Source organism: Kitasatospora sp. P5_F3, from assembly GCF_054049135.1.
The window spans coordinates 97,442-123,018 of record NZ_JBFUMY010000031.1; the positions used below are offsets into that span (position 1 = coordinate 97,442).

The window sequence follows — 25,577 nt, forward strand, 5'->3', positions numbered from 1 at the left end:
CGGGACCGTGGTGGCTGCTCACCGTCAACTCCCTTCCCCGGAGGCACCGATGAACCTGTCACGTCGCACGCTCCTCGGCTCGATGGCCGCCACGCTGGCCGTCGGAACGCTCGGCACAGTCGGCACCGGCGCGGCCCGAGCCGCCGTCCCCCCGACCGGGTCGTGGATGGCGGGGCTGCCGGACGGGCGGTCGCTGCTGCGGATGACCGTCCCCGGGACGCACGACTCGTGCTGCACCGACCCGGCGAACGGGACGGAGTGGTCGCACACTCAGAACTGGGGCGTGCCGGAGCAACTGGAGCGCGGCATACGGTTCCTGGACATCCGGTGCAACGGCCTTGCGGGGGCGCCGGACTCGTTCGGGATCTACCACGGCGGGTGGTACCAGGGCACCACGTTCGACCAGGTGCTGAACCAGTGCCGGAGCTTCCTGGCCGGGCACCCGGGCGAGGTGCTGCTGATGCGGGTGAAGAAGGAGAACGGGACCAACAACGACGTCGGCGCGGACTTCGCCCGGATCTTCAACGGCTATCTGGACACCAAGGGTTACCGGCCGCTGTTCTGGACCAACCCGTGGTTTCCCACCCTCGGCGAGGCGCGTGGGCGGATCGTGCTGCTGACCGACTTCGCCAACGACTGGTCCGTGCTGCACTGGCCGGGCGGGGACAACGGCTTCCTGTCCAACGACGTGATCAACCTGCAGGACCGGTACACCGGCATCAGCAGCAGCACCAAGTGGTCCTCGTACGTGCAGCGGCAGTTCGACAACGCCTTCAACGACCAGAACTCGGCGAAGCTCTACATCAACTTCGCCAGCCTCGGGAACGGCGAGTGGCCGAAGTACTCCTCCCAGACCATCATGCAGAAGGCCTGGGAGTACCTGGAGGCCCGAAAGCTGCAGCGGGCCAACCTCGGTGTGGTGCCGATGGACTTCCCCGACTTCCACACCAACGCCCTGCAGCTGCTGATCGACAAGAACTTCATCTGACCGGCTCTGTCAGCCGGCTGACGCCCCGTCGTCACCCCTTCCGGGGAACCGGCGCGTGTCCGGCGGGGCGGCGGCGGTCCGGGGCGGGATGATCGCCGATGGTTCCGGAACGCCCTGGGAAAGAGACCTGATGATTCGCAAGACCGCCGCCTCCGTCTCCGCCGTCGCACTCGCAGTCCTGGGGGCGGCGCCCGCCGTCGCCTGGGCCGCCCCGGACCCGACCGGTGCGGCGCTGGACACCACCTGCTCGGAGGTCGGCAAGCTCGGCGCCCAGCAGGCCTTCGCGATGACCGCGATGGCGGCCCAGCCGCTCCCGGTGGCGGGGCTGGTACAGCAGTGCACCGACAGTGCCCTCTCGGTGGAGGGCGACGCCGAGCTGTCCCACGCCCTCGGCGGGGCCCCGTCGCTGGCGGGCAGCGGTCCGCTGCTCTGAGTCCGGCGCCAAGGCAGGGCCGGCTGACCGAGTGTCAGCCGGCCCTGGCGGGGAGCTGCTGGACCGCCCAGCCGTTGCCGTCCGGATCGGCGAAGAAGACGAAGGAGCCCCACGGGAACTCCTGCACCTCGCTCACCGCCACACCCTGCGCGGAGAGCTCCGCGCGGGCGGCGTGGATGTCGGCGACCACCAGCTGCAGGCCCTGGGCCGAGCCCGGCGGGGTGTCCAGCAGCCCCTTCCCCAGGGCGATCGAGCAGGCCGAGCCCGGCGGCGTCAGCTGGACGAAGCGCATCGTGTCGCTGACCGTGTGGTCGTGGTCGGCGTGGAAGCCGACCTGATCGGTGTAGAACGCCTTGGCCCGGTCCACATCCGTGACCGGGACCGCCACCAGTTCGAGTTTCCAGTCCATGTCCGCGACGCTACCGAACACCGGCCGCCCCCTCATCCCGACACGCGCTTCAGCCGGCGTGGGCCACCGTCCAGGCGCGGGCGGCGGCAATCCGCTCGGTGGCGCTCGGGTGGGTGGCGAAGAGGAAGTGGACCAGCCGGGGCGGGTCGACGTCGGCGATGTTGGCGATGGCCAGGCGGCGTTGCATCGCGATGAACTGCTCGGGGTCCGAGGTGAGTTCGAGGGCATGGCGGTCGGCCCTGGCCTCGATCCGGCGGCTCGCGGCGCACTGGAACGGCCCGGCCAGAGCGCCGAGCGCGGCGGCGCAGGCCGCGAACAGGAAGAGCGAGCGCGGGTCGGCGGCCGAGGACGCGTCGGCGGCGGAGAGCAGCGGCGGCCAGGAGGTGAGCAGCCCGAGCAGGACCACCGCGACGGCTGCGCCGAGCGAGCCGAGCAGGGTGCCGGTGAGCACGTCCCGGTGTTTGACGTGGCCGAGTTCGTGGGCGACCACGAGTTCGACCTCGCGCGGGTCGGCGGTGCTGAGCAGGGTGTCGTACGCGACGATCCGGCGGGTCGCCCCGAGGCCGGAGACATAGGCGTTCAGCGCGGTGGTCCGGCGGGAGGCGTCGGCGACCAGCACCTCGCGGACCCGGATCGCGTCCCGGTCCGCCAAGTCCAGCAGCGCGGTGCGCAGTTCACCGTCGGGCAGCGGGGTGAAGCGGTTGAACAGCGGCTCGACCAGCAGCGGGAAGAGGAACGAGAGCAGCGGCACCAGCAGGGCGGCGAGCAGTGCGGCCGGCAGCCACCAGCGGTCCGGCGACCGGTCGGTCAGCGCGTACAGCCCGTACCCGACCGGCAGCGCCAGCAGCAGGCCGAGGGCCAGCCCGCGCAGCAGGTCCACCGCCCAGCCGGACCAGCCCTGGGTGATCAGCCCGTACTCCCGGCGGATCACCCGCAGCCGGGCCGCGAACGGGAGTCGGACCAGCTCGCCGATCAGCAGCAGGAGCGCCACCCCGGCCAGTACCTGCGCCGTTCGGGAACCACCGAACAGGTCGCCGGCCCAGCTGACCAGCCGGGCCCCGGCCGGGGTGAGACCGAGCAGCAGCAGCGACAGCAGTCCGGCGAGGCGGGCGCCGAGCGCCCAGGGCAGTTGGGCCCGGCGCAGCGCCCGGCCCCGGGCCACCTGCTCGGGGGTGAAGTCGTCCATGGGAGTCAAGGGTGGCAGAACGACGGCGGCCCGTCCGCCCCGCAGAGGGGTGGACGGGCCGCGCGAGGTGACTGGTGTTCAGCCGGATCAGACCTGGCCGGCCTTCTCGAGGGCCGAGCAGCAGGTGTTGACGATCAGGCGGGTGACCACGTACGGGTCGACGTTCGCGTTCGGGCGACGGTCCTCGATGTAGCCCTTGCGGTCGACCTCGACCTGCCACGGGATGCGGACCGAGGCGCCACGGTCGGACGCGCCGTAGGAGTAGACGTTCCACGGGGCGGTCTCGTGCTTGCCGGTCAGGCGGGACTGGATGTCGTCACCGTACTGGTTGACGTGCTCCAGGACCTTCTCCTGCGAGGCACCGAGCGACTCGCAGGCGGTGATGATGGCGTCGTAGCCCTCACGCATCGCCTTGGTGGAGAAGTTGGTGTGCGCGCCCGCGCCGTTCCAGTCGCCGCGCACCGGCTTGGCGTCCAGGGTGGCGTCGATGCCGAACTCCTCGGCGGTGCGGTAGAGCAGGTAGCGGGCGATCCACAGGTCGTCCGAGACGGTCAGCGCGTCGACCGGGCCGATCTGGAACTCCCACTGGCCGGGCATGACCTCGGCGTTGATGCCGCAGATCGCCAGGCCGGCGTCCATGCAGCGGTCGAGGTGCAGCTCGACGATCTCGCGACCGAAGACCTCCTCGGCGCCGATGCCGCAGTAGTAGCCACCCTGCGGGGCCGGGTAGCCGCCCTCCGGGAAGCCGAGCGGGCGGGAGCCCTTGAAGAAGGTGTACTCCTGCTCGATGCCGAAGATCGCCTCCTGCGAGGTGAACTGCTCGGCGATCGGGCGCAGCAGCGCGCGGGTGTTGGACTCGTGCGGGGTGCCGTCCGTCTCGAGGACCTCGCAGAGGACCAGGATGTGGTCGCCGCCGCGGATCGGGTCCTTCACGACCTTGACCGGGTCGAGTACACGGTCCGAGGCGTGACCCTCGGCCTGGTTGGTCGACGAGCCGTCGAAGCCCCAGGTGGGGATCTTGTCCGCGTTGGCCAGCACCCGAGTCTTGGAACGGAGCTTGGCGGTCGGCTTGGTGCCGTCGATCCAGATGTACTCGGCCTTGATTGCCATTGCGGTGAACCTCACTGCTTGGGTGGTGGGTGCCCGCGTAGCGTCGCAAGTTGCCGTTTCCCCATTGTTCCTCCTATGTAACGCCCATGTGAACCAACCGTCCGCAGCGGCACGAGTACGGTCGGGAAGTGTCATGTCCGGATGGTGGACGTTCGATTCCACCCCTTGGTCAGTGCTTCCGCGCGTGTGCGCGACGCCGCCGGGTCATCCGCAGTGCCACCGCGCCGACCGCCAGCAGGGCGCCCGAAGTGGCCAGCACGGTGCCGGTCCCACTGCTTCCGGTGGCGGCCAGCGCCCGGCCGGCCTCGGGGCTCTCGCTCGCCACCGCCGGGACGGCCCGGTTGGCCCGGGTCGGGATGACGGCGGCGCTCGGGCTCGGGGCCGGGACGGGCTTCTCACAGCTGACCGAGGCCACCGTGATCTTCCCGGTGACCTTGGCGACGTTCAGCTTCAGCGGATTGACGTCCAGCGTGACCTCCAGGGCGGAGGCGGCCGCCGTACTGGAGGTGGTGCTCCGCCGGGAGAACTGGACGTCCACCAGGCCGACCCCCGGGACCTCCACATGGGTCGGCCCGTTCAGCCCGAGCGTGACGGGCTTGCCGAGCACGGTGATCCGGGCGGGCGAGTTCACCTTGGCGGTGGGCGGCCCGTCCACCGGGCAGGTGACCTCGGCGCTCAGCGCCTCCAGTTCGAGCAGGGCCGCTCCCAGCAGGCCGGGAGCCCGGACGTCGGCATCCAGCAGCTCGACCTTGGCGGCGGAGCCGGTGGCGTCCGCCCTGGTGGTGGACTTGCCGACCTCCGCCCTGACCAGGGTGACCGGCCGGCCCTGGTCCACCCCGTCCACCTTGGCGGTCAGCACCGAGCCGTCCAGGCTGGCCGGGGACTCCACCTTGTTCAGCGAGATCCGGACCGGGACGGCGGCGGCGCCGGCCAACAGGGCGACGTTCAGGTCGAGTTCGGCCGTGACGGCGGCGGCCCGGCCGGGCGAGGCGAGGGCCGGGTCGGCAGCCTGGGCGGTGCCCGGCAGGACCAGTACGGCGGTCAGGGCGGTGGCGGCCGAGGCACAGAGAACGGAGTGGCGCACGGGCATGACGGAGGAACCCCCGGGGAGGAAGAGTTGGCAGAGCCGGCCACGGATGCTCCTCGGCGCAGGCACGGGGAGGGGGCGTTGCTCTCGACTGCCGTCAGTCTCTTCGAACAATCCGTCACATGAGTAACACTGAGCGTCAGTTCACTCTTTCGGGTTGAGTTGACGCTGAGCGCTGACGAAAAGCGGGGTTACGGGAGGCGCCAGTCCACCGGCTGGGCGCCCTGGCCGACCAGCATCTGGTTGGCCCGGCTGAACGGGCGGGAGCCGAAGAAGCCGCCGCTCGCCGACATCGGGCTCGGGTGGGCCGACTCGACGGCCGGCACCTGGCCGAGCAGGGGGCGCAGGTTACGGGCGTCGCGCCCCCAGAGGATCGCGACCAGCGGCCCGCCCCGGTCCACCAGGGCCCGGATCGCCTGCTCGGTGACGTCCTCCCAGCCCTTGCCCCGGTGCGCGGCCGGCTTGCCGGGAGCGGTGGTCAACGCCCGGTTGAGCAGCAGTACGCCCTGCTCGGTCCAAGGGGTGAGGTCACCGTTGGCGGGCGGCGGGAAGCTGAGGTCCCGGCCGTACTCCTGGAAGATGTTGATCAGACTGCCCGGGATCGGGCGCACCTCGGGCGCCACCGAGAAGCTCAGGCCGACGGCGTGACCCGGCGTCGGGTAGGGGTCCTGACCCACGATCAGCACCCGGACCTGGTCGAAGGGCTGCTGGAACGCCCGCAGCACATTCGGGCCGGACGGCAGGTAGGTCCGCCCCTCGGCCAGCTCCCCGCGCAGGAAGTCACCCATCGCGGCGACCCGTCCGGCCACCGGCTCCAGGGCCTTGGCCCAGCCGGGCTCGACAATCTCGTTCAACGGACGTGCAGCCATATGGCCCAGCCTAGTGGGCCCGGAGCTCGGCCATTTACAGCCCGGGGCTCGGGGAACTGCAAGGAGATCCGGCGCCGGGGTCACGTGCAAAAGTGCCTGACCATTTACGTGCGGATCACCTTTTCCGAGGTTGGCGTCGCAGTTCCCCGAGCCCCTGGGCAGTGCCTGGCTGAGCACAGCTGCCGTCTACAGGATCCGGCCGCGGAGGACGATGAGCTGGGGGTCGGCCAGGACGCGGATGTCCGTGCGGGGGTCGGCGGCGTAGACGACCAGGTCGGCCGGGGCGCCCTCGGTGAGGCCCGGGCGGCCGAGCCACTTGCGGGCGGCCCAGGTGGCGGCGCCCAGGGCGGCGAGCGGTGAGAGCCCGGCCTTGACCAGTTCGGCCACCTCCTCGGCGACCAGTCCGTGGGCGAGCGAGCCGCCCGCGTCGGTGCCGACGTAGATGGGCACGCCCGCGTCGTGGGCGGCGCCGACCGTGTCGTAGCGCCGCTCGTGCAGCCGCCGCATGTGCGCCGACCAGGCCGGGAAGCGCTGGTCGCCGCCGGCTGCCAGCTTCGGGAAGGTCGCGATGTTGACCAGCGTCGGCACGATCGCGACCCCGCGCTCGGCGAACTGCGGGATCAACTCCTCGGTCAGGCCGGTCGCGTGCTCCACACAGTCGATCCCGGCAGCCAGCAGGTCGGGCAGCGACTCGGCGGCGAAGCAGTGCGCGGTGACCCGGGCCCCCTCCTGGTGTGCGGCCGCGATCGCCTCCCGCAGGGCGTCGCCGGGCCAGCAGGCGGCCAGGTCGCCGCGCTCGCGGTCGATCCAGTCGCCGACCAGCTTGACCCAGCCGTCGCCGCGCCGGGCCTCGGCCCGGACGTACGCGGGCAGGTCGCCGGGCTCGATCTCGTGCGCGTAGTTGCGGATGTAGCGCCTGGTACGGGCGATGTGACGGCCCGCCCGGATGATCCGGGGCAGGTCCTCGCGGGCGTCCACCCAGCGGGTGTCGGCGGCCGAACCGGCGTCCCGGATCAGCAGGGTGCCCGCGTCCCGGTCGGTGATCGCCTGCTTCTCGCTGGTCGCGGCGTCCACCGCGCCGTGCGCGTCCAGTCCGACGTGGCAGTGCGCGTCGACCAGCCCGGGCACCGCCCAGCCGTGCACCGTACGGCTCTCGCCTGCGGGCCGCTGGTACGTCACCCGGCCGTCCAGCACCCAGAGTTCGTCCCGGACGTCATCAGGACCGACCAGCACCCGACCCTTGACGTGCAGCACCGCAGCATCGCTCATGCCCCGCACTCTACCGAGGCCCTGGAACGCCCTGATCGGGTGATTCACAAGGCACCCGGCGCTCGATTGGCAATCTGATTGCTAAACTTCTGCCATGGCAGACAATGACGCTGTTCCCGGCATCGGCGAAGGCTCCGCCAAGGTAGTGAGCATCTCGGTACCGGAAGGCACACTGCTCGCGCTCCGGGAGGCAGCCGGCACCCGTGGGCTGTCGGCCTTCATCACGACCGCGATGGAGAAGCGACTACGAGATCTCGCGACCATCGAGTACCTGGACCAGATCGAGGCCGAGCACGGGCCGAGCACGCCTGAGGAGATAAAAGAGGTCGCCGACATCTGGGCTGCCGCCGAGCAGAAGGAGGCTCAGTGGCGCGCGGCCGGGTGACCGACAGCGGGACGCTCGTGTTGGACAGCCAGGGCTTGTCCAAGTACATCGACGGCGACCCGTATGTCGGCCGCCTCGCCCGCGGTGCGGTAGAGCGCGGCTCGGCGCGGGTCGTGAGCGGATCGACCCTCATCGAGGTCCAGCACAGGGGCATCAAGCGAGCCCACTGGGACTTCGTCCTCTCTCAGCTCCAAGTTGAGCCGCTGCACGTCGAGTGGGCCAGGGAGGCTGCCACTCTGCTTCAGGATGTCGGCCTGCACGGCCACAAATACGCCATCGACGCGATGGTCGCCGTCACCGCGCTCCACCAGCCCGGCCCGGTGGTCATGTTGACCTCCGACGTGGACGACATGGCGAAGCTCTGCGGTGATCGGGTCACTCTGATCGCACTGTGAGCACCTGCTCCACCCGGGCCGCGCGGGGCTGCAGCAGCGGCAGCACCGCCAGCGCGCTGAGCCCGTAACAGAGCGCCACCGCACCGAACAGCAGGCGCGGGTCGTGGTCGTAGAGGACGGCGGCAAGGTAGCCGGAGGGTATCGCCACCAGGGCCGTCAAGGTCTTGATGGCGGAGGAGAGTTCGGCGCGGTCCAGGGCGGGGATCGCGCTGACCACCAAGGCGTCCCGGTAGGACTCGAGGAGGAACGGCCCGGCGGCGGTCAGCACGGTGCTGAGCAGCAGGACGACGAGGCCGCCCCGGGGCACTCCGAGGAACGCCAGCCAACCGACTGTGCTGAGCAACAGGCCGGTCAGGATGGAGCGGGCCGGCGGGCGGTGCTGCCAGCGGGGCATCGGGCCGAGGTAGCAGGCGAAGGCGGTGACGGCGGCCACGGCCGGGAGGGCGGCGATCGCGGCCGTGCCGTAGTGCAGGTTGTCGGCGAGGTGGACGACCTGGAAGAGGTTGATCTGGACGGCCAGGTTGGTGAGCAGGCAGAGCACCACCACCGGCCACAACTGCCGGGAGCGGCAGGCCAGTCCGAGCATCCGCAGGCCCCGGGCGACCCCGCCGAGCAGCGAGCCGTGCGGGGCGGCGGCGGACTGCCGCCCCGCGGCGGTCTCGACGGTGAGGTGGTTCCGGATCAGGAACATCGCCGTCATGCTGACCCCGCCGAGCAGGTAGACCCAGCGCAGCGTCGGCAGCGTTCCGTACCGGGCCATCGCGATGCCCGCCAGTGGGGCGAGCAACCCGGCGGCCATCACCACGAGTTTGATCGCGGCGAAGATCCGGGGACGCTGCCGCTCGGTGGCGTCCTCTGTGACCAGCAGGAAGAACGAGAGGTTGACCACCCGGCTGAGCGAGCTGCAGAGGGCGGCGAGCAGGAACAGCCAGAAGGTGTCGGCGAAGGCCCAGACGAACATCGGGACGGACCAGGAGAGCAGGTCGAAGATCAGCGTGGTCCGCCTGCGCCCGAGCCGGTTGGTGATCGTGCCCGCCAACAACTGGACGCAGCAGGCGAGATAGAGCCCGGCCGAGGCGATCAGGCCGATCTCCAGCGTGCTCAGCCCGGCGGTCTTCTGGTACAGCGTCGCGTAGTAGATCGAGATGGTGCCGGGGACGGCCCAGAGCGGCTCCCAGAGGATGGAGTGCCGGGCGTTCGGGGGAAGGTCGGCGATCAGCATCGGGCACTCCTGCCGCAGGGGGTGGCGGGGTCAGCGGTGCTTGAACCAACTGGCGGCGCTGGTCACCTTGTTGGCGTAGTCGAACAGCGCCTGGTTCTCCCAGGCGTTCTTGGAGCTCGCGTCGGCCGGGTCCCAGCCGTTGCCCGTGACGGCGGTCCAGGCCGGCTCCCAGTAGAAGACGCCCAGGCCGCGGCCGTTCGGCACGGCCTCGACCACGTTCATGACGTCGCGCAGGGCGGCGGCCTGGCCGGCCTGGGTCGCGGGGTAGCCGCTCTGGACGTCGGCCGAGGTGAAGTTGTTCTCCAGCCCGTCCTTGTCGGCCGTGGTGAAGGCGTAGGCGGTCTCGGCGACGAAGACCTGCTTGCCGTAGCGGGCGGCCGCGTCGTCCAGGGTGGCCTGGAGGTCGTTCAGCGGGCCGTGCCAGTAGTTGTAGTAGGAGAGCCCGATCAGGTCGAAGGACACCCCGTTGGCCACCGCGTTGTCGAAGAACGTCCGGGTGCCCGCCAGGTCACCGCCCTTGGCCAGGTGCAGCGCGACCTTGGTCGAACTGCTCACCGCCTTGGCCGCGTTCGCGCCCTGCTTGAGGAATCCGGCCAGGTTGGACCAGTTCGAGGTGGAGCCGGTGGGGAGCAGCATCCCGTCGTTGATCTCGTTGCCGATCTGCACCATGTCCGCCGTGGTGCCCTGCGCCTTGAGGGCGTTGAGTACGTCGTAGGTGTGGTTGTAGACGGCGGTGTTGAGCTGCGCCACGGTGTAGGCCGACCAGGCGGCGGGCTTGTCCTGCTGGCCCGGGTGGGCCCAGTGGTCGGAGTAGTGGAAGTCCACCAGGACGCCCATGCCGAGCGCCTTGGCCCGCTTGGCCATGGCCAGCACCTGGGTCTTGGTGTTGTAGCCGTCGGCCGGATTCACCCAGACCTTGAGGCGGACGTAGTTCATCCCGTTGGAGTTCAGGATGGTCATCGCGTCACCGGTGCTGCCGGACGCGTACTGGTAGACCCCGCCCTTGTCCTCGCTCTTCTTCAGCGAGGAGAGGTCACCGCCCTTGGCCGCGACAGCAGTGCTGCCCGAGGTGAACGTGAGGTCGTCGACGTTCAGCCAGTTCCCCGCGTTGGCATCGGAGTTGATGCTGATGGTGCACTGCCCACCGGTCACCACGATCGAGGTGACCAGGCGTATCCAGCCGCCGTTGGGGGTGGGCGGCAGGTCGGTGCGCTGCTCGGTGGAGCCGCAGTTGCGCAGCGCGAGGTAGGCGGAGTTCTGCCCACCGCTGGAGCGGACCCAGGCGGTGAGCGTGTAGTTCCCGTTGGTCAGCCCGGAGAGGTACTGGTACGTCTCGACCTTGTAGGCGGCGGCGTTCCAGTGGGCGAGCCGGTACGAACCGGCGTGGCCGCCCGCCTCGGTGTACGAGGCGGCGTTCTGCCCGGCGGCGGAGTAGGTCGACCAGCCGGTGGGGGTGGCGGTGGCCGAACCGTTCGACTCGAAGCCGGGGTTGGTGATCGTGGTGGCGGCGTCGGCGCTCGCGATGGGGAGCGCGATGACGGCCGCGGCGAGCATGAGTGTGGCTGCGCCGCTGCTCAGCAGGCGCTTGGTTCCCTGGTGCATCGTCATCCTTGGCGATGAGGTGGGGTGGGGGAGGTGGTGCCACGAGGGTGCAGCGGTGGGGCGCTCCGCACTGGGGATGGGAGTCCAGTCGGCCGGCCACCGGGCTGCCGGTGATGAGCTCGACGCCCTCGCCCGGCACCGGCAGCTCGACGTCGGCCGAGCTGTGGTTGATCGCGAACAGGTAGCGGCCGTGCTCGCCCACCCGCTCCACCAGCTCGACGTCGCGCGGCAGTTCGCGCTCGGCCAGGCCCGCGTCCGCGCAGGCCCGGGCCAGCACGGTGTCCAGGCCGGCGCCGTTCAGCCGGCTGGAGACGTACCAGGCGGTGCCGTCCCCGAGCGCGTGCCGGGTGACGGCGGGGTGCCCGGCGGCGGGGCCGTCGGCGTACGTCCAGACCGGCTCGGCGCCGCGCGGGACGACGAACTCGGACCACACGTCGCCGGTCAGCTCGGAGCCGCCGCCGACCAGTCGGACGGTCTCCCCGGCCCGCAGCGGTGCGAACTCCTCGACCGTGAGGCCGAGTACGTCGCGCAGCGCGCCAGGGTGCGGGCCCGGCTGGACGGTGTCGTGCTCGTCCACGATGCCGGAGAAGTAGGAGACCGCCAGCGTGCCGCCCCGCGCCACGTACTCCTGGAGGTTGAGCGAGGCCGCCTCGGTCATCAGGTACAGCGCCGGGACCAGCACCAGCGGGTAGCCGCTGAGGTCCGCCTCGGGGTGCGCGAAGTCGACCGTCAGGTGCCGGTCGTACGCGGCGGCGTACCAGGCGTCGGCCCGCTCGCGGGCGTCCAGGTCCTCGCTCGGCCGCCACTCCAGCTTCTGTGCCCACCAGGACTGCCAGTCCCAGAGGATCGCCGCGTCGGCCTTGACCCGGCTCCCCCGGACCGCGCCCAGCGAGCCCAGGTCGGCGCCGAGTGCGACCACCTCGCGCCAGATCCGGCTGTCGGTCCCGGCGTGCGGCAGCATCGCGGAGTGGAACTTCTCGGCGCCGTAGCGGGAGGCCCGCCACTGGAAGAACATCGCGCCGTCCGAGCCGCGGGCGACGTGCGCCAGGCTGTTGCGGGCCAGCTCGCCGGGCTGCTTGATCAGGTTCCGGGGCTGCCAGTTGACCGCGCCGGTGGAGTGCTCGAGCAGCAGCCAGGGCCGGCCACCTGCCACCGAGCGGGTGAGGTCCGCCGACATCGCGAGGTTGATGTGGTTGCGCGGCGCTTCGGCGACCAGGTAGTGGTCGTTCGAGACGAGGTCCACCTCGCGGCCCCAGGCCCAGTAGTCCAGTGACTCGCACTGGGACAGCGCGGTCATGAAGTTGGTGGTGACCGGGATGCCGGGCGAGAGGCGGTGCAGCACGTCCCGCTCGCGCTTGAAGTTGGCCAGGATGGCGTCGTTGGTGAACCTGGCCCAGTCCAGCTGCTGCGCCGGGTTGCCCGCCGTGGGGGTGGTCCGGGGCGGCCGGACGTCGTCCCAGCGGTTGTAGCGCTGACCCCAGAAGGTGGTGCCCCAGGCCGAGTTGAGCTCGGCCAGGGTCTGGTAGCGGTCGGCCAGCCAGCGCCGGAAGTGCGCGGCGGAGATCTCGCAGTAGCAGGCGCTGACCGGCACGCCGTACTCGTTGTGCACGTGCCAGAGCGCGACCGCCGGGTGGCTGCCGTAGCGCAGGCCGAGCTGCTCGGTGATGCTCGCGGCGGCCTCCTGGTAGGCGGGCGAGCTGTGGCAGATCGCACCGCGTCCGCCGAACTCGTACCGCAGGCCGTCCTTGCCGACCGGCAGTGCCTCGGGGTGCTCGCGGTAGAACCAGACCGGCGGGACCACGGTGGGGGTGCCGAGGTCGACCCGGATGCCGTTCTCGTGCAGCAGGTCGAGCAGCCGGTCCAGCCAGCCGAAGTCGTAGGCGCCGCGCTCGGTCTCCAGCAGGGCCCAGGAGAAGATCCCGACGCTGACCATGGTGACCCCGGCCTCGCGCATCAGCCTGACGTCCTGCTGCCAGACCTCCTCGGGCCACTGCTCCGGGTTGTAGTCCCCGCCGAAGGCGAGCGCGTCCAGCCCGACGGGCCAGGTCAGCGGGTGTTCCATGTGAGGCTCCATCAGGAAGTTCTGTGAACGTGCACAGCGGCGGGCTGCTGTGTCTCGCCTAGATAACCGTACGATCCCAAGCATTGACAAGTGTCTGGCTGGTTTCCGTACTGTGAACGTGCACAGCCGATGATCGCGGCCCCACCCGCTCCGGCTGCCCCCCGCTTCTCCCCCTGCAGCAGTGATCCTCGGGAGGATCCCCATGAACCGTCGCGCCCTCGCCCCGGCCGCCCTCGCCCTGACCGGCGTGCTCGCGCTCGCCGCCTGCTCCAGCTCGGCCGGCTCCGACGAGCCCAAGGCCGCCACCGGCCCGGTGAACCTGACCTTCTGGTCCTGGACCCCGAACATGGACAAGGTCGTGGCGCTCTGGAACCAGGGCCACCCCGACATCCAGGTGAGCGTGCAGAAGCAGGCCAGCGGCGACGACCTGGTCACCAAGACCATCACCGCCGCCAAGGCCGGCAACGCCCCCGACCTGGTGCAGGCCGAGTTCCAGGCGCTGCCGACGCTGGTCTCCAACGACGTGCTGGCCGACATCTCCAAGCAGGCCGGTGCGGTGAAGAGCCAGTTCGCCGCCGGTGTCTGGCAGCAGGTCACGCTCGGAACCGACGCCGTCTACGCGATCCCGCAGGACACCGCCCCGCTCGCGCTCTACTACCGCACGGACATGTTCCAGCAGTACGGCCTCAAGGTGCCCACCACCTGGGCCGAGTTCGCCGACGCGGCCCGCCAGTTGAAGCAGAAGGACCCGAGCAAGGCGCTCACCACCTTCTCCGCCAACGACTCCGGCCTGTTCGCCGGGCTGGCCCAGCAGGCCGGGGCCAAGTGGTGGACCGCCTCCGGCGAGACCTGGAAGGTCGGCATCGACGACGCGGCCACCAAGAAGGTCGCCGACTTCTGGGGCGGCCTGGTCAAGGAGGGCGCCGTCGACAACCAGCCGATGTACACCCCGGCCTGGAGCAAGGCGCTGAACGACGGCAGCCAGATCGCCTGGGTCAGCGCGGTCTGGGCGCCCGGTGTCTTCGACAGCTCCGCTCCCGACACCAAGGGCAAGTGGGCGATGGCCCCGCTGCCGCAGTGGAACGCAGGCGAGATCGTCACCGGCAGCTGGGGCGGCTCCACCACCGGCATCACCACCGGCGCCAAGAAGGCCGGACACGCCGACGCCGCCGCCCAGTTCGCCGGCTGGCTGAACACCGACCCGACCGCCGTCACCGCGCTGGTCAAGGAGGCGGGCATCTACCCGGCCGCCACCACCGCACAGACCGGCTCCGCGCTGGCCGTCCCCCCGGCGTTCTTCGCCAACCAGGCGGACTTCTACCCGAAGGCGGCCGAGATCGCCAAGGGCACCGCGGCCGCCGCCTGGGGGCCGAACGTCAACGTCGCCTACTCCACCTTCAAGGACGCCTTCGGCAAGGCCGCCCAGGACAAGGGCGACTTCTCGGCCGCGCTGACCGCGATGCAGCAGGCCACCGTCGCGGACCTGAAGAAGAACGGCTTCAAGACCGAAGGCTGACCGCCAAGTTGACCCAGGCCCGGGGCTGACCGAGCGTCAGTCCCGGGCGTCCTCCCGAACCCAAGGACCGCCATGGCGCCCCCGCAGCCCAGGCCGACCAGGCGACTCGCCCCGTACGCCTTCCTGGCCCCCGCCACCCTGCTGTTCTCGCTGTTCTTCGCCCTGCCGATCGGTTACGCGATCTACCTGAGCTTCCGCGCGGTGCGGGTCAAGGGCCTCGGCCTCGGCTCCGGTGCCCGCACCGAGATCTGGGCCGGCGTCGGCAACTACACCTCCGCGCTGAGCGACCCCGAACTGCTCGGCGGCGCCGGGCGGACCCTGGTCTACGGAGCGCTGCTGGTGCCCGCGATGCTCGGCGCCGCGCTGTTCTTCGCACTGCTGCTCGACACCCCGGCGATCCGGTTCGGCGCGTTCTCCCGGCTGGCGATCTTCCTGCCGTACGCGGTGCCCGGCATCGTGGCCTCGCTGCTCTGGGGCTTCCTCTACCTGCCGACCGTCAGCCCGGGCTACTTCCTGCTCACCAAGGCGGGGATGGACGGCCCGGATCTGCTGTCCGGCAACGGCCTCTTCGTGGCGCTGGCCAACATCGCGGTCTGGGGCGGCACCGGCTTCAACATGATCGTCATCTACACCTCGCTCCGGTCCATCCCGGTCGAGCTGTACGAGGCGGCCCGGCTGGACGGCTGCTCGGAGCTGAAGATCGCCCTGCAGATCAAGATCCCGATGGTGCTGCCCTCGCTGGTGCTGACCTTCTTCTTCTCGATGATCGCCACCCTGCAGGTCTTCAGCGAGCCGATGACGCTCAAGCCGATGACCAACGCGCTCAGCTCCACCTGGAGCCCACTGATGAAGGTCTACCGGGACGCCTTCATCCAGGGCGACATCCACTCCGCCGCCGCCACCTCGGTGGTGATCGCGGTCGCCACCCTGATCCTCTCCTTCGGCTTCCTCAAGCTGGTCAACAAGCGCACCGACGGGGGCAGCTGATGCGTACCAAGTCGACCCGGTGGATACCCACCCTGATCCTGCTGCTCGGCGCGGTCTACTGCCTGGTGCCGATCCTCTGGGTGCTGATGGCCTCCACCAAGAGCGGCCAGGAGCTGTTCACCACCTTCACCTTCGCCCCGGGCTCCGGCTTCCTGGACAACCTGGCCGAGCTGTCCTCCTACCGGGACGGCGTCTACTGGCGCTGGATGCTCAACTCCGCGCTGTACGCGGGCTTCGGCGCGCTGCTCTCCGCCGCGCTCTCCGGCGTCACCGGCTACGCGCTGGCCAAGTACCGCTTCCGGGGCCGGAACGCGCTGTTCAGCATCCTGCTCGCCGGGGTGCTGATGCCGCCGATCACGCTGGCCATCCCGCAGTACCTGCTGATGGCCGAGGCCGGTCTGGCCGACAGCTACTGGTCCGTCCTGCTGCCCAGCATCCTCAGCCCGTACGGCATCTACCTGGCCCGGATCTACGCCGCCGCCGCGATCCCGGACGAGGTGGTGGAGGCCGCCCGGGTGGACGGCGCACGAGAGTTCCGGCTGTTCCGCAGCGTGGCGCTGCCGATGATGGTGCCCGGTCTGGTGACCGTCTTCCTGTTCCAGTTCGTGGCGATCTGGAACAACTTCCTGCTGCCGTACATCATGCTCGGCGACGACTCGAAGTTCCCGGTCACGGTGGGTCTGTACTCGCTGCTCCAACAGGGCGCCAACGCCCCCGCGCTGTACACCCTGGTGATCACCGGGGCGCTGCTCTCGATCGTCCCGCTGATCGCACTCTTCCTGGGACTCCAGCGCTACTGGCGCATCGATCTGCTCTCCGGCGCCGTAAAGTCCTGACTGTCCGCCAGCTTCATCTGTTGAGGAACCACCCATGACGGAACCCGCGCCCCATGGCAGGACCGGCCGCACCCGGCGTCCGCCCACCATCCACGACGTCGCCGCCGAGGCCGGCGTCTCGCGCGGCACCGTCTCCCGCGTCCTCCAGGGCGGACACAACGTCAGCCCCGCTGCCCTGGAGGCCGTGAACGCGGCGATCAGGAAGCTCGGCTACGTGGTCAACCGGGCTGCCCGCAGCCTGGTCACCCAGCGCTCCGGCTCGGTCGCCTTCCTGCTCACCGAACCGCAGGAGCGCTTCTTCGAGGACCCCAACTTCGTGACGCTGCTGCGTGGTTGCACCGCCGCTCTGGCCGACCACGACATCCCGCTGATCCTGATGACGGCGGGCAACGAGGCCGAACGCCGCCGTGTCACCCGCTACCTGGCGGCCGGTCACGCCGACGGCGTCCTGCTGGTCTCCTCGCACGCGGGCAACCCGATCCTGGCCGAGCTCCGGCAGGCCGAACTCCCCGTCGTCTCCTGCGGAAAGCCGCTCGGCCACCGCGGCCGGCTCGCGTACGKGGCGGCCGACGACCGGGAGGGCGCCAAGGAGATGGTCCGTCACCTGCTGGACACCGGCCGCCGCCGGGTCGCCACCGTGACCGGCCCGCAGGACACCCCGGGCGGAGTGGAACGGCTGGCCGGCTACCGCGAGGTGCTGGCCGAGTACGGCATCCCGTACGACGACCGCCTGGTCGCCGAGGGCGACTACAGCCGCACCAGCGGCGAGACCGCCACCGACCGGCTGCTCACCCAGGCTCCGGACCTGGACGCCCTGTTCGTCGCCTCCGACCTGATGGCCGAAGGCGCCCTCACCGCCCTCACCCGAGCCGGCCGCACCGTCCCCGACGACGTGGCCGTCGGCGGCTTCGACGACTCCCCCGCCGCGCTCGCCGCCCGCCCCCCGCTCACGACGATAAGGCAGCCCTGGGACCGGATCAGCGAGGAGATGGTCCGCCTGCTGGTGGCCCAGATCGCCGGCGACGACCCCTCCACGGTGATCCTCCCGACCGAACTGGTGGTCCGCAGCTCCACCTGATCCGGCCAAACCTCGGATTCAGGGGCGGTTTTCGGACAGCGCGCGGTGTTGCGTGGCGGTAACACCTGTGTGCGGCAGGGGACTCACCAGGGAGGATCTGCGGGGCGGGGGTGGTTGGGCAGGATATTTTACGGCCGGTTCAGGTATGACGCGTGCACGCCGATGCTGCGTAGCCTCTCTGCTCGGCGGCCCCTCACCGCCCACCCCCACGGCTTCACCAGGAGAGCAGATGCGCCGTCCTGTCCTTTCCCTTGCCCACACCTCGAGCCGGCTGCTGAGCGTCGCCGCCATCGCCGGGCTGCTGACCGCAGGTCAGTTCGCCGTACCGTCCTCGATCGGTGCGCTGGGTGTGCCGAGTGCCGCCGCGTGCGCCTCCGACCAGGCCGGGGAGAACGCCTCGGCCCGCCAGGTCAAGGGCGGTCACGCCGCCGAGCCGAACGCGCTGACCGACGCCCAGGCCAAGGCGATGGACGCCGACCTGAACGCGAAGGTCACCCAGCTGCGGAAGTCGGCGCAGGGTCAGCAGCTGCTCGCGGGCGGCTCGCTGGCGGCCACCAGCATCCCGGTCTACTTCCACGTGGTGCACAGCGGCACCACCGGGAAGCTCACCTCGACGGACATCGGCAAGCAGATAGCCGTGCTGAACGCGGCCTACGGCGGCCAGGGCACCGGTAACACCGCGACCCCGTTCTCGTTCTCCCTGGTCGCCACCGACTACACCGACAACTCGAGCTGGTACAACGGCATCTCGCCGGGCTCCACGGCCGAGAAGAGCATGAAGAGCGCCCTGCGCAAGGGTGGCGCGAATGCCCTCAACATCTACACCGCCAGCCTCGGCCAGAGCCTGCTGGGCTGGGCCACCTTCCCGAGCTCGTACAACTCGAACCCGTCGGACGACGGCGTGGTCATGCTGGACACCTCACTGCCCGGCGGCTCGGCGACCAACTACAACGAGGGCGACACCGCCACCCACGAGGTCGGCCACTGGATGGGGCTCTACCACACCTTCCAGGGCGGCTGTAACGGCAACGGCGACTACGTCAGCGACACCCCCGCCGAGAAGAGCGCGGCCTTCGAGTGCCCGACCGGCCGTGACACCTGCACCAGCAAGCCGGGCCTGGACCCGATCAAGAACTTCATGGACTACACCTATGACTCCTGCATGACCCAGTTCACCCCGGGCCAGGTCACCCGGATGACCAACTCCTGGGCGTCGTACCGCGCCTGACCCTTCCGACGMCCGACGGGCGCCTCTCCTTCCGGAGGGGCGCCCGTCGGTCGTTGTTCGTTTCGCAGCCGTCTGACGGCCACCTTCGAAGGTCAGAGTTGTATGTACAACTTCTGCTCCGGAGGACGTTCCGATGACTCTTTCGCCGTACTGGCTGCGCGACAACTGCCCCTGCACCGACTGCCGCGATCCGCGCACGGGGCAGAAGCTGTTCCAGATCACCGATCTGCCCGCCGATCTGACGATCGGGCACTCGGCGGAGGCCGACGGGGTGCTGGCGGTGGAGTGGTCGGACGGGCACTCCTCGCGTTACCCGGCCGACTTCCTCGCGGGAGACGGCGGTGACGACGGGCGGACGGAGCAGGGCAAGCCGCTCTGGGCCGCCGCGGACTTCGCGGGCGGGCTGCCGGAGGCGGACTGGTCCGCGTACGTCGCCGAACCGGCCGAGCGGGCCGCGGTGCTGGGCGCGGTGCGGCGGTTCGGCTTCGCGCTGCTGCGGGAGGTGCCGGCGGTCGACCGGCAGGTGCTGGCGGTGGCCGGGACCTTCGGGTACGTCCGGGCGACCAACTACGGCGAGCTGTTCGACGTCCGGGTCGAGGCCGACGCCAACAACCTGGCCTTCACCAACGTGGCGATCGCCCCGCACACCGACAACCCCTACCGCGACCCGGTGCCCACCCTGCAGCTGCTGCACTGCCTGCGCAACGAGTCCGAGGGCGGCGACTCCGGCCTGGTGGACGGGTTCCGGGCGGCGGCCGCGCTGCGGACCGAGTCCCCGGCGGACTTCGCGGTGCTCACCGGTACGCCGGTGCCGTTCGTGTTCCGCGACCGGAGCACCGAGCTGCGGGCCGACCGGCCGCTGATCGAGGTCGACGCGCTGGGGCGGATCCGCGAGGTGCGGTTCAACAACCGTTCGATCGGCACCCTGCGGGGCGGTGACGTCGAGGCGTTCTACCGGGCGTACCGGCGGTTCGCGGAGATCACCCTGCGGCCGGAACTGCAGCTGGAGTTCCGGCTCGGGCCCGGCGACTGCCTGATCTTCGACAACACCCGCCTGCTGCACGCCAGGACCGCCTTCGAGCAGGACGGCGCCCGGCACCTCCAGGGCTGCTACGCCGACCTGGACTCGCTCGGCTCCACCCTCGCCCTGCTGGACCGGCGGGCCGCCGCGATCGACACGATCGCCGGGCTGTTCGCGGCCGAGGGCGCCGGGGAGTACCTCGGCGAGGCCGTCACGATGGCCGAGCACATGCTCCAGTGCGGCGCACTGGCCGAGGCGGCCGGCGCACCCGACCACCTGGTGGCCGCCGCCCTGCTGCACGACGTCGGCCACTTCGGCGGCTCCGGCCTCGAACTGATGGCGGGTCAGGACAACCGGCACAGCCACACCGGTGCGGACTGGCTCGCGCGGTGGTTCGGCCCCGAGGTGACCGGCCCGATCCAGCTGCACGTGGCCGCCAAGCGGTACCTGTGTGCGGTGGATCCCAGCTACCTGGCGCTGCTCTCCGAGGCCTCGGTCTTCACCCTCCAGGTCCAGGGCGGCCCGATGACGGAGGAGGAGGCCGCCGCTTTCGCCGCCCTTCCGGGGGCTGCCGACGCCGTCACCGTCCGCCGTTGGGACGACCAGGCGAAGGACGCCGACGCGGTCACCCCGGACTTCGACCACTTCCGGCCGCTGCTGGCCCGGCTGCTGGGCAGCTGAGAACCATTTACGGTCCAGGGGCTCGGGGCTCTGCTGACTTGCGGCTCCGCCGCGGGGCGAGGAGATCTGGCGCCGGGGTCACGTACGAAAGTGCCTGACCATTTACGTACGGATCACCTTGTACGGGTCGGCGTCGCCCCGCGGCGGAGCCGCCCACTAGCAGGGCCCCGAGCCCCTGGGTGGTGCACCTTGTGCCTAGTCGCTCTCGCGGGCGTGCCGTGAAAGGGCGGAGGAGGCCAGCGAGTTGTGGATGCTGAAGGCGACCGTGCCGGGGAGGTAGCGGTCCTGGGACCACTCGACCGGGGTGCCGGTGGGGTCGGTGGTGCGGCGCTTCTCGCGGAGCAGGGGGCTGCCGCGGCGGCAGGTGAGGAGGCGGGCGTCGTCGGCGTTGGCGGCGACCACGTCGATGGTGTGGTCGGCGTCGGTGAAGAGGACGCCGTGTTCGCGCAGGGGCTCGGTGTGGGAGACCACGTCCGGGGGGAGCTGGGCGACCAGCTCACCCACCAAGGGTGGGTAGACCGTCCGTTCCACCATCACGGGGGTGCCGGAGAGGGTGCGGAGCCGGAGCGTCACGTAGACCTCGGAGCCGGGCTCCAGGCGGAGCTGTTCGCGTTCGGCGGCGTCGGCGGGGCGGCGGACCAGGGACTCCAGCCGGCCGCCGGGCTCCTCGCCCATCGAGCGGGCCCAGTGGGTGAAGGAGAGCAGTTCGGAGAAGCTCTGCACCCGGGCGGTGCCGAGCACCACCCGGCGGGTGCCGCGACGGGAGGTGACCAGTCCGTCGGCGCGCAGCACGGCCAGGGCCTGCCGGACGGTGCCCCGGGAGACGCTGTACTGCTCGGCCAGGGCACCCTCGGCGGGCAGCCGGCCGGCGTCGCCGTAGGAGCCGGAGGTGATGGCTTCGCGCAGGTCGGCGGCCACCTTGCGGTAGAGCGAGCCGGCTGCGCGGTCCTGGTCGAGTGCCACGTGCGTCAAAGTCCTTCCTGGCGCGGTGTCCTGTCCACCCAGATGGTGCACGGACGCCACCGACTGTAGCCGCTGCCGATCACCGGACAGGGGTCGGCCGCCACCGTTCCCGCAGCCGCCCCCTGTACTGGGGCATCCGTTCACCTTCCCGTCACCGGACTCCGGCGTACTTACCTCCGGCAGCCAAGTTGGCTGGCCAACTTGGCACAGCGTCAGCTGGGCCCCCTCCCTCGCGAACTCCCCTTCCTCAGGAGATCCACCCGTGATCACGCACCGCTCCCGTGCCGCCGCCCTCGCGGCCGTGCTGACCGCCGCCGCGCTCTCCCTGTCGGCCTGCGGCTCGGCCGGCTCGACCGCCAAGTCCGGTGACGCCGCCCCGAAGGCGGGCACCAAGGAGGCCAAGGACGCCGCCTCCGCAGCCGACCTCGGCGGCCTGGACGCCCTGATCGCTGCCGCCAAGAAGGAGGGCAAGCTGCACGTCATCACGCTGCCCCGGGACTGGGCGAACTACGGCAAGATCATCGACGGCTTCAAGGCCAAGTACGGCATTGAGGTCGAGGAGGAGAACCCGGACGGCTCCAGCCAGGACGAGATCAACGCGATCACCTCCCGCAAGGGCCAGGACCGCGCCCCCGACGTGGTCGACCTGGGCAGCGCCTTCGCCATCCAGGCGGTCAAGGACGGCCTGCTGGCCCCGTACAAGGTGGCCACCTTCGACAAGGTCGCCGAGACCATGAAGGACCCGAGCGGCGCCCGGGTGAACGACTACGGCGGCTACATCTCGATCGGCTGCGACGCCAAGAAGATCCCGAACTGCCCGAAGACCTTCGCCGACCTGCTCAAGCCCGAGTACAAGGGCAAGGTCGCGCTGAACGGCAACCCGACCAAGTCCGGCTCGGCCTTCGGTGGCGTCATGGCGGCCGCGCTGGCCAACGGTGGTTCGCTGGACAACATCCAGCCCGGCATCGACTTCTTCGGCAAGCTGAAGGCGTCCGGCAACTTCAACCCGGTCGAGTCGACCCCGGCCACCATCGAGAAGGGTGAGACCCCGATCTCGATCGACTGGTCCTACCTGAACGCCGGTTACACCGACCAGTTCAAGCCCAAGGGCATCGAGTGGCAGGTCGCGATCCCGGTCGACGGCAGCTACGCCCAGTACTACAACCAGGGCATCAACAAGTTCGCCCCGCACCCGGCGGCCGCCCGCCTGTGGCAGGAGTACCTGTTCAGCGTCGAGGGCCAGAACCTCTTCCTGGGCGGCTACGCCAACCCGTCGCTGTTCGAGGCGATGAAGAAGGACGGCACCCTGGACGCCGCCGCCGCGGCGAAGCTGCCCGTGATCGAGAAGCCGTTCACCGTCTTCCCGACCCCGGAGCAGATCACGGCCGCGAAGAAGGTCGTGACCGAGAACTGGACCAAGGCGATCGCGGGCTGATCACCGAAATGACCACGGCTCCCACCCCGGTGCCGACCCCCGCCGCCACTGAGACGATCAGTCTTCCTGGTCGGCTTCGGCCTGCCCGCCGTCGCGATCGTGGTCGGCGCGTTCACCGCCTCCAGCGACGCCGAGGCCGGCGCCGGGGAGTTCACCACGGCGAACCTCACCGACTCGGTCCAGGGCGCGTACCAGACCGCCCTGTGGAGCAGCGTCAAGCTCTCCGCGCTGACCGCGCTGCTCGCCACCCTGATCGGCCTGCCGATCGCCCAGGCGGTCGTCACCTCCCGGTTCCGTGCGCTGCGCGAGGCGGTGCTCACCGCCTCCGGAGTGCTGGCCAACTTCGGCGGCCTGCCGCTGGCCTTCGCCTTCGTCGCCACCCTCGGCAACGCCGGTGAGATCACCGAGATGTTCGACCTGACCGACCACGGCTGGTCGCTCTACTCGTTCACCGGCCTGACCGTGGTGTACCTGTACTTCCTGGTGCCGCTGATGGTGCTCACCGTCACCCCGGCGCTGGACGGCCTGCGGGTGCAGTGGCGCGAGGCCGCGCAGAACAACCGGGCCACCGGCTTCCAGTACTGGCGGCACGTCGCGCTGCCGATCCTGTTCCCCTCGCTGCTCGGCGGCTTCGTGCTGCTGTTCGGCAGCGCCTTCGCCGCGTACGCCACGGCGGCCGCGATGGTCGGCGCCACCGTGCCGCTGATCAGCCGTTCGATCGCGGACGCGCTCTCCGGCAACGTGCTGGTCGGGCAGGGCAACCTGGCGCTCGCGCTCAGCCTGGACATGATCCTGGTCGCCGTCCTGGTGATGGCCGTCTATCTCCCCCTCCAGCGCCGGAGTGCCCGATGGCTCAGCTGACCCCGAAGAATCTCATGGGCCGTCTGCGCGTCTGGCGCGGCCTCGTCCTGCTGCTGGCCGGGGTGTACTTCCTGGTGCCGATGGGGGCCTCGGTCTGGTTCTCCCTCGACACCAACCACGGCATCGACTTCGCCGCCTACACCGGCCTGTTGAGTGCGCCGGGCTTCACCGACAGCCTGGTGCTCACGCTCGAGCTGGCCGCGGTCACGGTCGTGGTGCTGCTGCTCCTGCTGGTGCCCGCGCTGATCGCGGTCCGGCTCGGCTCGCCCCGGCTGCGCGCGGTGCTCGAAGTGGTCTGCACGCTCCCGCTGGTGGTCCCCCCGGTGGCACTCACCGCCGGTCTGATCGGGGTGCTGCGCTGGGGCCCGGACTACCTGATGGACACTCCGTTCTTCCAGACCATGGTGTTCATCCAGGACCCGAAGTTCCCGCTGGTGCTGGTGATCGCGTACGTGCTGATGTCGCTGCCGCTGGCCTACCGGGCGCTGGACGCCGGGCTGCGCGCGGTGGACGTCCGCACCCTGGTCGAGGCCGCCCGCAACTGCGGGGCGAGCTGGCCGCGCGCGGTGCTCACGGTCGTGCTGCCGAACCTGCGCGGCGCGCTGCTGAACGCCTCCTTCCTGACCCTGGCGCTGGTGCTCGGCGAGTTCACCGCCTCCTCGATCCTGGGCTACCAGCCCTTCGCGGTCTGGATCTACACCGTCGGCAACAGCCAGGGCCAGATGTCCGTCGCGGTCTCGGTGCTGAGCCTGCTGATCACCTGGGTGCTGCTGCTCCTGCTGTCCACGGCCGGCCGTGAGCGCCGTGGGGCCCTCCGGTAACCGGGGGACCCGAAAGACCACCACCCACTGACTCCTGCGGAGACAACCCCCATGAGCACCACCACTGTTGACAAGAAGACGGCCGTCGGCGCCACCGTCGAGTTCAAGGCGCTGCGCCGGTCCTTCGGGGCCACCACCGCGCTGGACGGTCTGGACCTGACCATCAACCCGGGCGAGCTGGTGGCTCTGCTGGGCCCGTCCGGCTGCGGCAAGACCACCGCGCTGCGCATCCTGGCCGGCTTCGAGTCGCACGACTCGGGCCAGGTGCTGGTGGACGGCGAGGACATCACCGGGGTGCCCGCGCACCGCCGGGACGCCGGCATGGTGTTCCAGTCCTACAGCCTCTTCCCGCACCTGAGCGCCGCCGACAACGTGGCCTTCGGCCTGCGGATGCGCGGTGCCGGCAAGGCCGAACGCCGCCGCCGGGCCCAGGAGTTGCTGGAGCTGGTCGGCCTGCCGCAGCACGCCGACCGCTACCCGCACCAGCTCTCCGGCGGTCAGCAGCAGCGGATCGCGCTGGCCCGCGCACTGGCCCTGCAGCCGCGCGTGCTGCTGCTGGACGAGCCGCTCTCCGCGCTGGACGCCAAGGTCCGGCTGAACCTGCGGGACGAGATCCGCCGCCTGCAGCAGGAGTTGGGCATCACCACCCTGTTCGTGACGCACGATCAGGAGGAGGCGCTGTCGATGGCCGACCGGGTCGCCGTGCTGCGGGCCGGGCGGCTGGAGCAGTGCGCCACCCCGTCCGAGCTGTACGCCCGTCCGGCCACCGCGTTCGTCGCGGAGTTCGTCGGCACCATGAGCCGGATCCCGTGCGTCCGCTCCGGCGACTCCGTGGTGCTGCTCGGCCGGCCGTTCGCGGTGGACGGCACCATGCCCTACGACGGCGAACTCGACGTCCTGGTCCGGCCGGAGAACGTCGGCCTGACCGCCTCGGCCACCGGCCCCGCGCTGGTGGTGTCCGCCTCGTTCCTGGGCAGCGTCACCCGGCTGACCGTACGGTTGGCCGACGGCACCGAGGTGAAGGCCGACCTGCCGACCGAGGCGGCCGCCGCGCTGCCGATCGGCAGCAACGCCGAACTCACCCTGCCCGACCGCCCGGTGCTGGTCGACCGCCGCACCGCCTGATCCACCAC

General features: G+C 70.6%; 22 protein-coding genes and 2 pseudogenes. 14 read left to right on the plus strand and 10 right to left on the minus strand.

The window, feature by feature from the left end:
* Positions 1–49: 49 nt before the first annotated feature.
* Positions 50–988, plus strand: a complete 939-nt coding sequence (locus tag ACXJMZ_RS19510) for a phosphatidylinositol-specific phospholipase C (protein ID WP_457031328.1) — start codon at positions 50–52, stop codon at positions 986–988.
* Between the two features lie 130 nt (positions 989–1,118).
* Positions 1,119–1,421 (plus strand): hypothetical protein, encoded by a 303-nt coding sequence (locus tag ACXJMZ_RS19515; RefSeq protein ID WP_184913213.1) that lies wholly within the window; start codon positions 1,119–1,121, stop codon positions 1,419–1,421.
* 34 nt (positions 1,422–1,455) lie between these two features.
* Here the strand turns inward: ACXJMZ_RS19515 and ACXJMZ_RS19520 are convergent, their stop codons facing one another.
* The 6 genes from ACXJMZ_RS19520 to ACXJMZ_RS19545 all read right to left on the minus strand — a co-directional run bounded on the left by ACXJMZ_RS19520 (position 1,456) and on the right by ACXJMZ_RS19545 (position 7,351).
* Complete coding sequence (locus tag ACXJMZ_RS19520) at positions 1,456–1,830, minus strand: glyoxalase superfamily protein (protein ID WP_457031329.1); 375 nt, start codon at positions 1,828–1,830, stop codon at positions 1,456–1,458.
* A 49-nt stretch (positions 1,831–1,879) separates the two neighbouring features.
* On the minus strand, positions 1,880–3,016 hold the full coding sequence (locus tag ACXJMZ_RS19525) for a M48 family metalloprotease (RefSeq protein WP_457031330.1): 1,137 nt from the start codon (positions 3,014–3,016) through the stop codon (positions 1,880–1,882).
* 87 nt (positions 3,017–3,103) lie between these two features.
* Positions 3,104–4,126: a glutamine synthetase gene (glnII, locus tag ACXJMZ_RS19530; protein ID WP_457031331.1), complete on the minus strand. Its 1,023-nt coding sequence runs from the start codon at positions 4,124–4,126 to the stop codon at positions 3,104–3,106.
* Positions 4,127–4,295: 169 nt separating this feature from the next.
* Complete coding sequence (locus tag ACXJMZ_RS19535; RefSeq protein ID WP_457031332.1) at positions 4,296–5,210, minus strand: SCO1860 family LAETG-anchored protein; 915 nt, start codon at positions 5,208–5,210, stop codon at positions 4,296–4,298.
* Positions 5,211–5,404: 194 nt separating this feature from the next.
* On the minus strand, positions 5,405–6,082 hold the full coding sequence (locus ACXJMZ_RS19540; protein WP_457031333.1) for a uracil-DNA glycosylase: 678 nt from the start codon (positions 6,080–6,082) through the stop codon (positions 5,405–5,407).
* Between the two features lie 186 nt (positions 6,083–6,268).
* Positions 6,269–7,351: an amidohydrolase family protein gene (locus ACXJMZ_RS19545; RefSeq protein ID WP_457031334.1), complete on the minus strand. Its 1,083-nt coding sequence runs from the start codon at positions 7,349–7,351 to the stop codon at positions 6,269–6,271.
* A 94-nt stretch (positions 7,352–7,445) separates the two neighbouring features.
* On the opposite strand from ACXJMZ_RS19545, the gene ACXJMZ_RS19550 reads away from it, so the two are divergent.
* Together ACXJMZ_RS19550 and ACXJMZ_RS19555 are read left to right on the plus strand one after the other, a co-directional pair.
* The gene (locus ACXJMZ_RS19550) at positions 7,446–7,736 is read left to right on the plus strand and encodes a hypothetical protein (protein ID WP_457031335.1); all 291 of its coding nucleotides are present in this window, start codon (positions 7,446–7,448) and stop codon (positions 7,734–7,736) included.
* Positions 7,718–8,131, plus strand: coding sequence for a PIN domain-containing protein (locus tag ACXJMZ_RS19555; protein ID WP_457031336.1), 414 nt, complete (start codon positions 7,718–7,720; stop codon positions 8,129–8,131). Before ACXJMZ_RS19550 ends, ACXJMZ_RS19555 begins: the two co-directional genes overlap by 19 nt.
* Here ACXJMZ_RS19555 and ACXJMZ_RS19560 read toward each other — a convergent pair.
* The 3 genes and pseudogenes from ACXJMZ_RS19560 to ACXJMZ_RS19570 form a co-directional block, all read right to left on the minus strand.
* Positions 8,112–9,353, minus strand: a complete 1,242-nt coding sequence (locus ACXJMZ_RS19560; RefSeq protein WP_457031337.1) for an MFS transporter — start codon at positions 9,351–9,353, stop codon at positions 8,112–8,114. The genes ACXJMZ_RS19555 and ACXJMZ_RS19560 overlap by 20 nt on opposite strands.
* A 30-nt stretch (positions 9,354–9,383) precedes the next feature.
* A complete protein-coding gene (locus tag ACXJMZ_RS19565) occupies positions 9,384–10,907 on the minus strand; it encodes a glycoside hydrolase family 53 protein (protein ID WP_457031338.1) in 1,524 nt (507 codons plus the stop codon).
* Between the two features lie 133 nt (positions 10,908–11,040).
* Positions 11,041–13,017, minus strand: a pseudogene (locus ACXJMZ_RS19570) (beta-galactosidase); the annotation flags it as partial.
* 202 nt (positions 13,018–13,219) lie between these two features.
* Between ACXJMZ_RS19570 and ACXJMZ_RS19575 the strand changes: the two are divergent.
* From ACXJMZ_RS19575 to tmpA, 6 genes are all read left to right on the plus strand, one after another.
* A complete protein-coding gene (locus tag ACXJMZ_RS19575; RefSeq protein WP_457031339.1) occupies positions 13,220–14,533 on the plus strand; it encodes an ABC transporter substrate-binding protein in 1,314 nt (437 codons plus the stop codon).
* A gap of 72 nt (positions 14,534–14,605) precedes the next feature.
* On the plus strand, positions 14,606–15,520 hold the full coding sequence (locus ACXJMZ_RS19580) for a carbohydrate ABC transporter permease (protein ID WP_457031340.1): 915 nt from the start codon (positions 14,606–14,608) through the stop codon (positions 15,518–15,520).
* Positions 15,520–16,356, plus strand: coding sequence for a carbohydrate ABC transporter permease (locus ACXJMZ_RS19585; protein WP_457031341.1), 837 nt, complete (start codon positions 15,520–15,522; stop codon positions 16,354–16,356). Before ACXJMZ_RS19580 ends, ACXJMZ_RS19585 begins: the two co-directional genes overlap by 1 nt.
* 34 nt (positions 16,357–16,390) lie before the next feature.
* Complete coding sequence (locus ACXJMZ_RS19590; RefSeq protein WP_457031342.1) at positions 16,391–17,434, plus strand: LacI family DNA-binding transcriptional regulator; 1,044 nt, start codon at positions 16,391–16,393, stop codon at positions 17,432–17,434.
* Between the two features lie 229 nt (positions 17,435–17,663).
* A complete protein-coding gene (locus ACXJMZ_RS19595; RefSeq protein ID WP_457031343.1) occupies positions 17,664–18,662 on the plus strand; it encodes a zinc metalloprotease in 999 nt (332 codons plus the stop codon).
* A gap of 133 nt (positions 18,663–18,795) precedes the next feature.
* The gene (tmpA, locus tag ACXJMZ_RS19600) at positions 18,796–20,364 is read left to right on the plus strand and encodes a 2-trimethylaminoethylphosphonate dioxygenase (protein WP_457031344.1); all 1,569 of its coding nucleotides are present in this window, start codon (positions 18,796–18,798) and stop codon (positions 20,362–20,364) included.
* Positions 20,365–20,559: 195 nt separating this feature from the next.
* Here the strand turns inward: tmpA and ACXJMZ_RS19605 are convergent, their stop codons facing one another.
* A complete protein-coding gene (locus tag ACXJMZ_RS19605) occupies positions 20,560–21,327 on the minus strand; it encodes a GntR family transcriptional regulator (protein ID WP_457031345.1) in 768 nt (255 codons plus the stop codon).
* A 262-nt stretch (positions 21,328–21,589) separates the two neighbouring features.
* On the opposite strand from ACXJMZ_RS19605, the gene ACXJMZ_RS19610 reads away from it, so the two are divergent.
* From ACXJMZ_RS19610 to ACXJMZ_RS19625, 4 genes and pseudogenes are all read left to right on the plus strand, one after another.
* Entirely contained in the window at positions 21,590–22,762 is a 1,173-nt protein-coding gene (locus tag ACXJMZ_RS19610) for an ABC transporter substrate-binding protein (protein WP_457031346.1), read from the plus strand.
* A gap of 69 nt (positions 22,763–22,831) precedes the next feature.
* Positions 22,832–23,623, plus strand: a pseudogene (locus ACXJMZ_RS19615) (ABC transporter permease); the annotation flags it as partial.
* Positions 23,611–24,444, plus strand: a complete 834-nt coding sequence (locus ACXJMZ_RS19620; RefSeq protein ID WP_457031347.1) for an ABC transporter permease subunit — start codon at positions 23,611–23,613, stop codon at positions 24,442–24,444. The pseudogene ACXJMZ_RS19615 and the gene ACXJMZ_RS19620, both read left to right, overlap by 13 nt.
* Positions 24,445–24,495: 51 nt before the next feature.
* Positions 24,496–25,569, plus strand: coding sequence for an ABC transporter ATP-binding protein (locus tag ACXJMZ_RS19625; protein ID WP_457031348.1), 1,074 nt, complete (start codon positions 24,496–24,498; stop codon positions 25,567–25,569).
* Positions 25,570–25,577 lie beyond the last annotated feature (8 nt).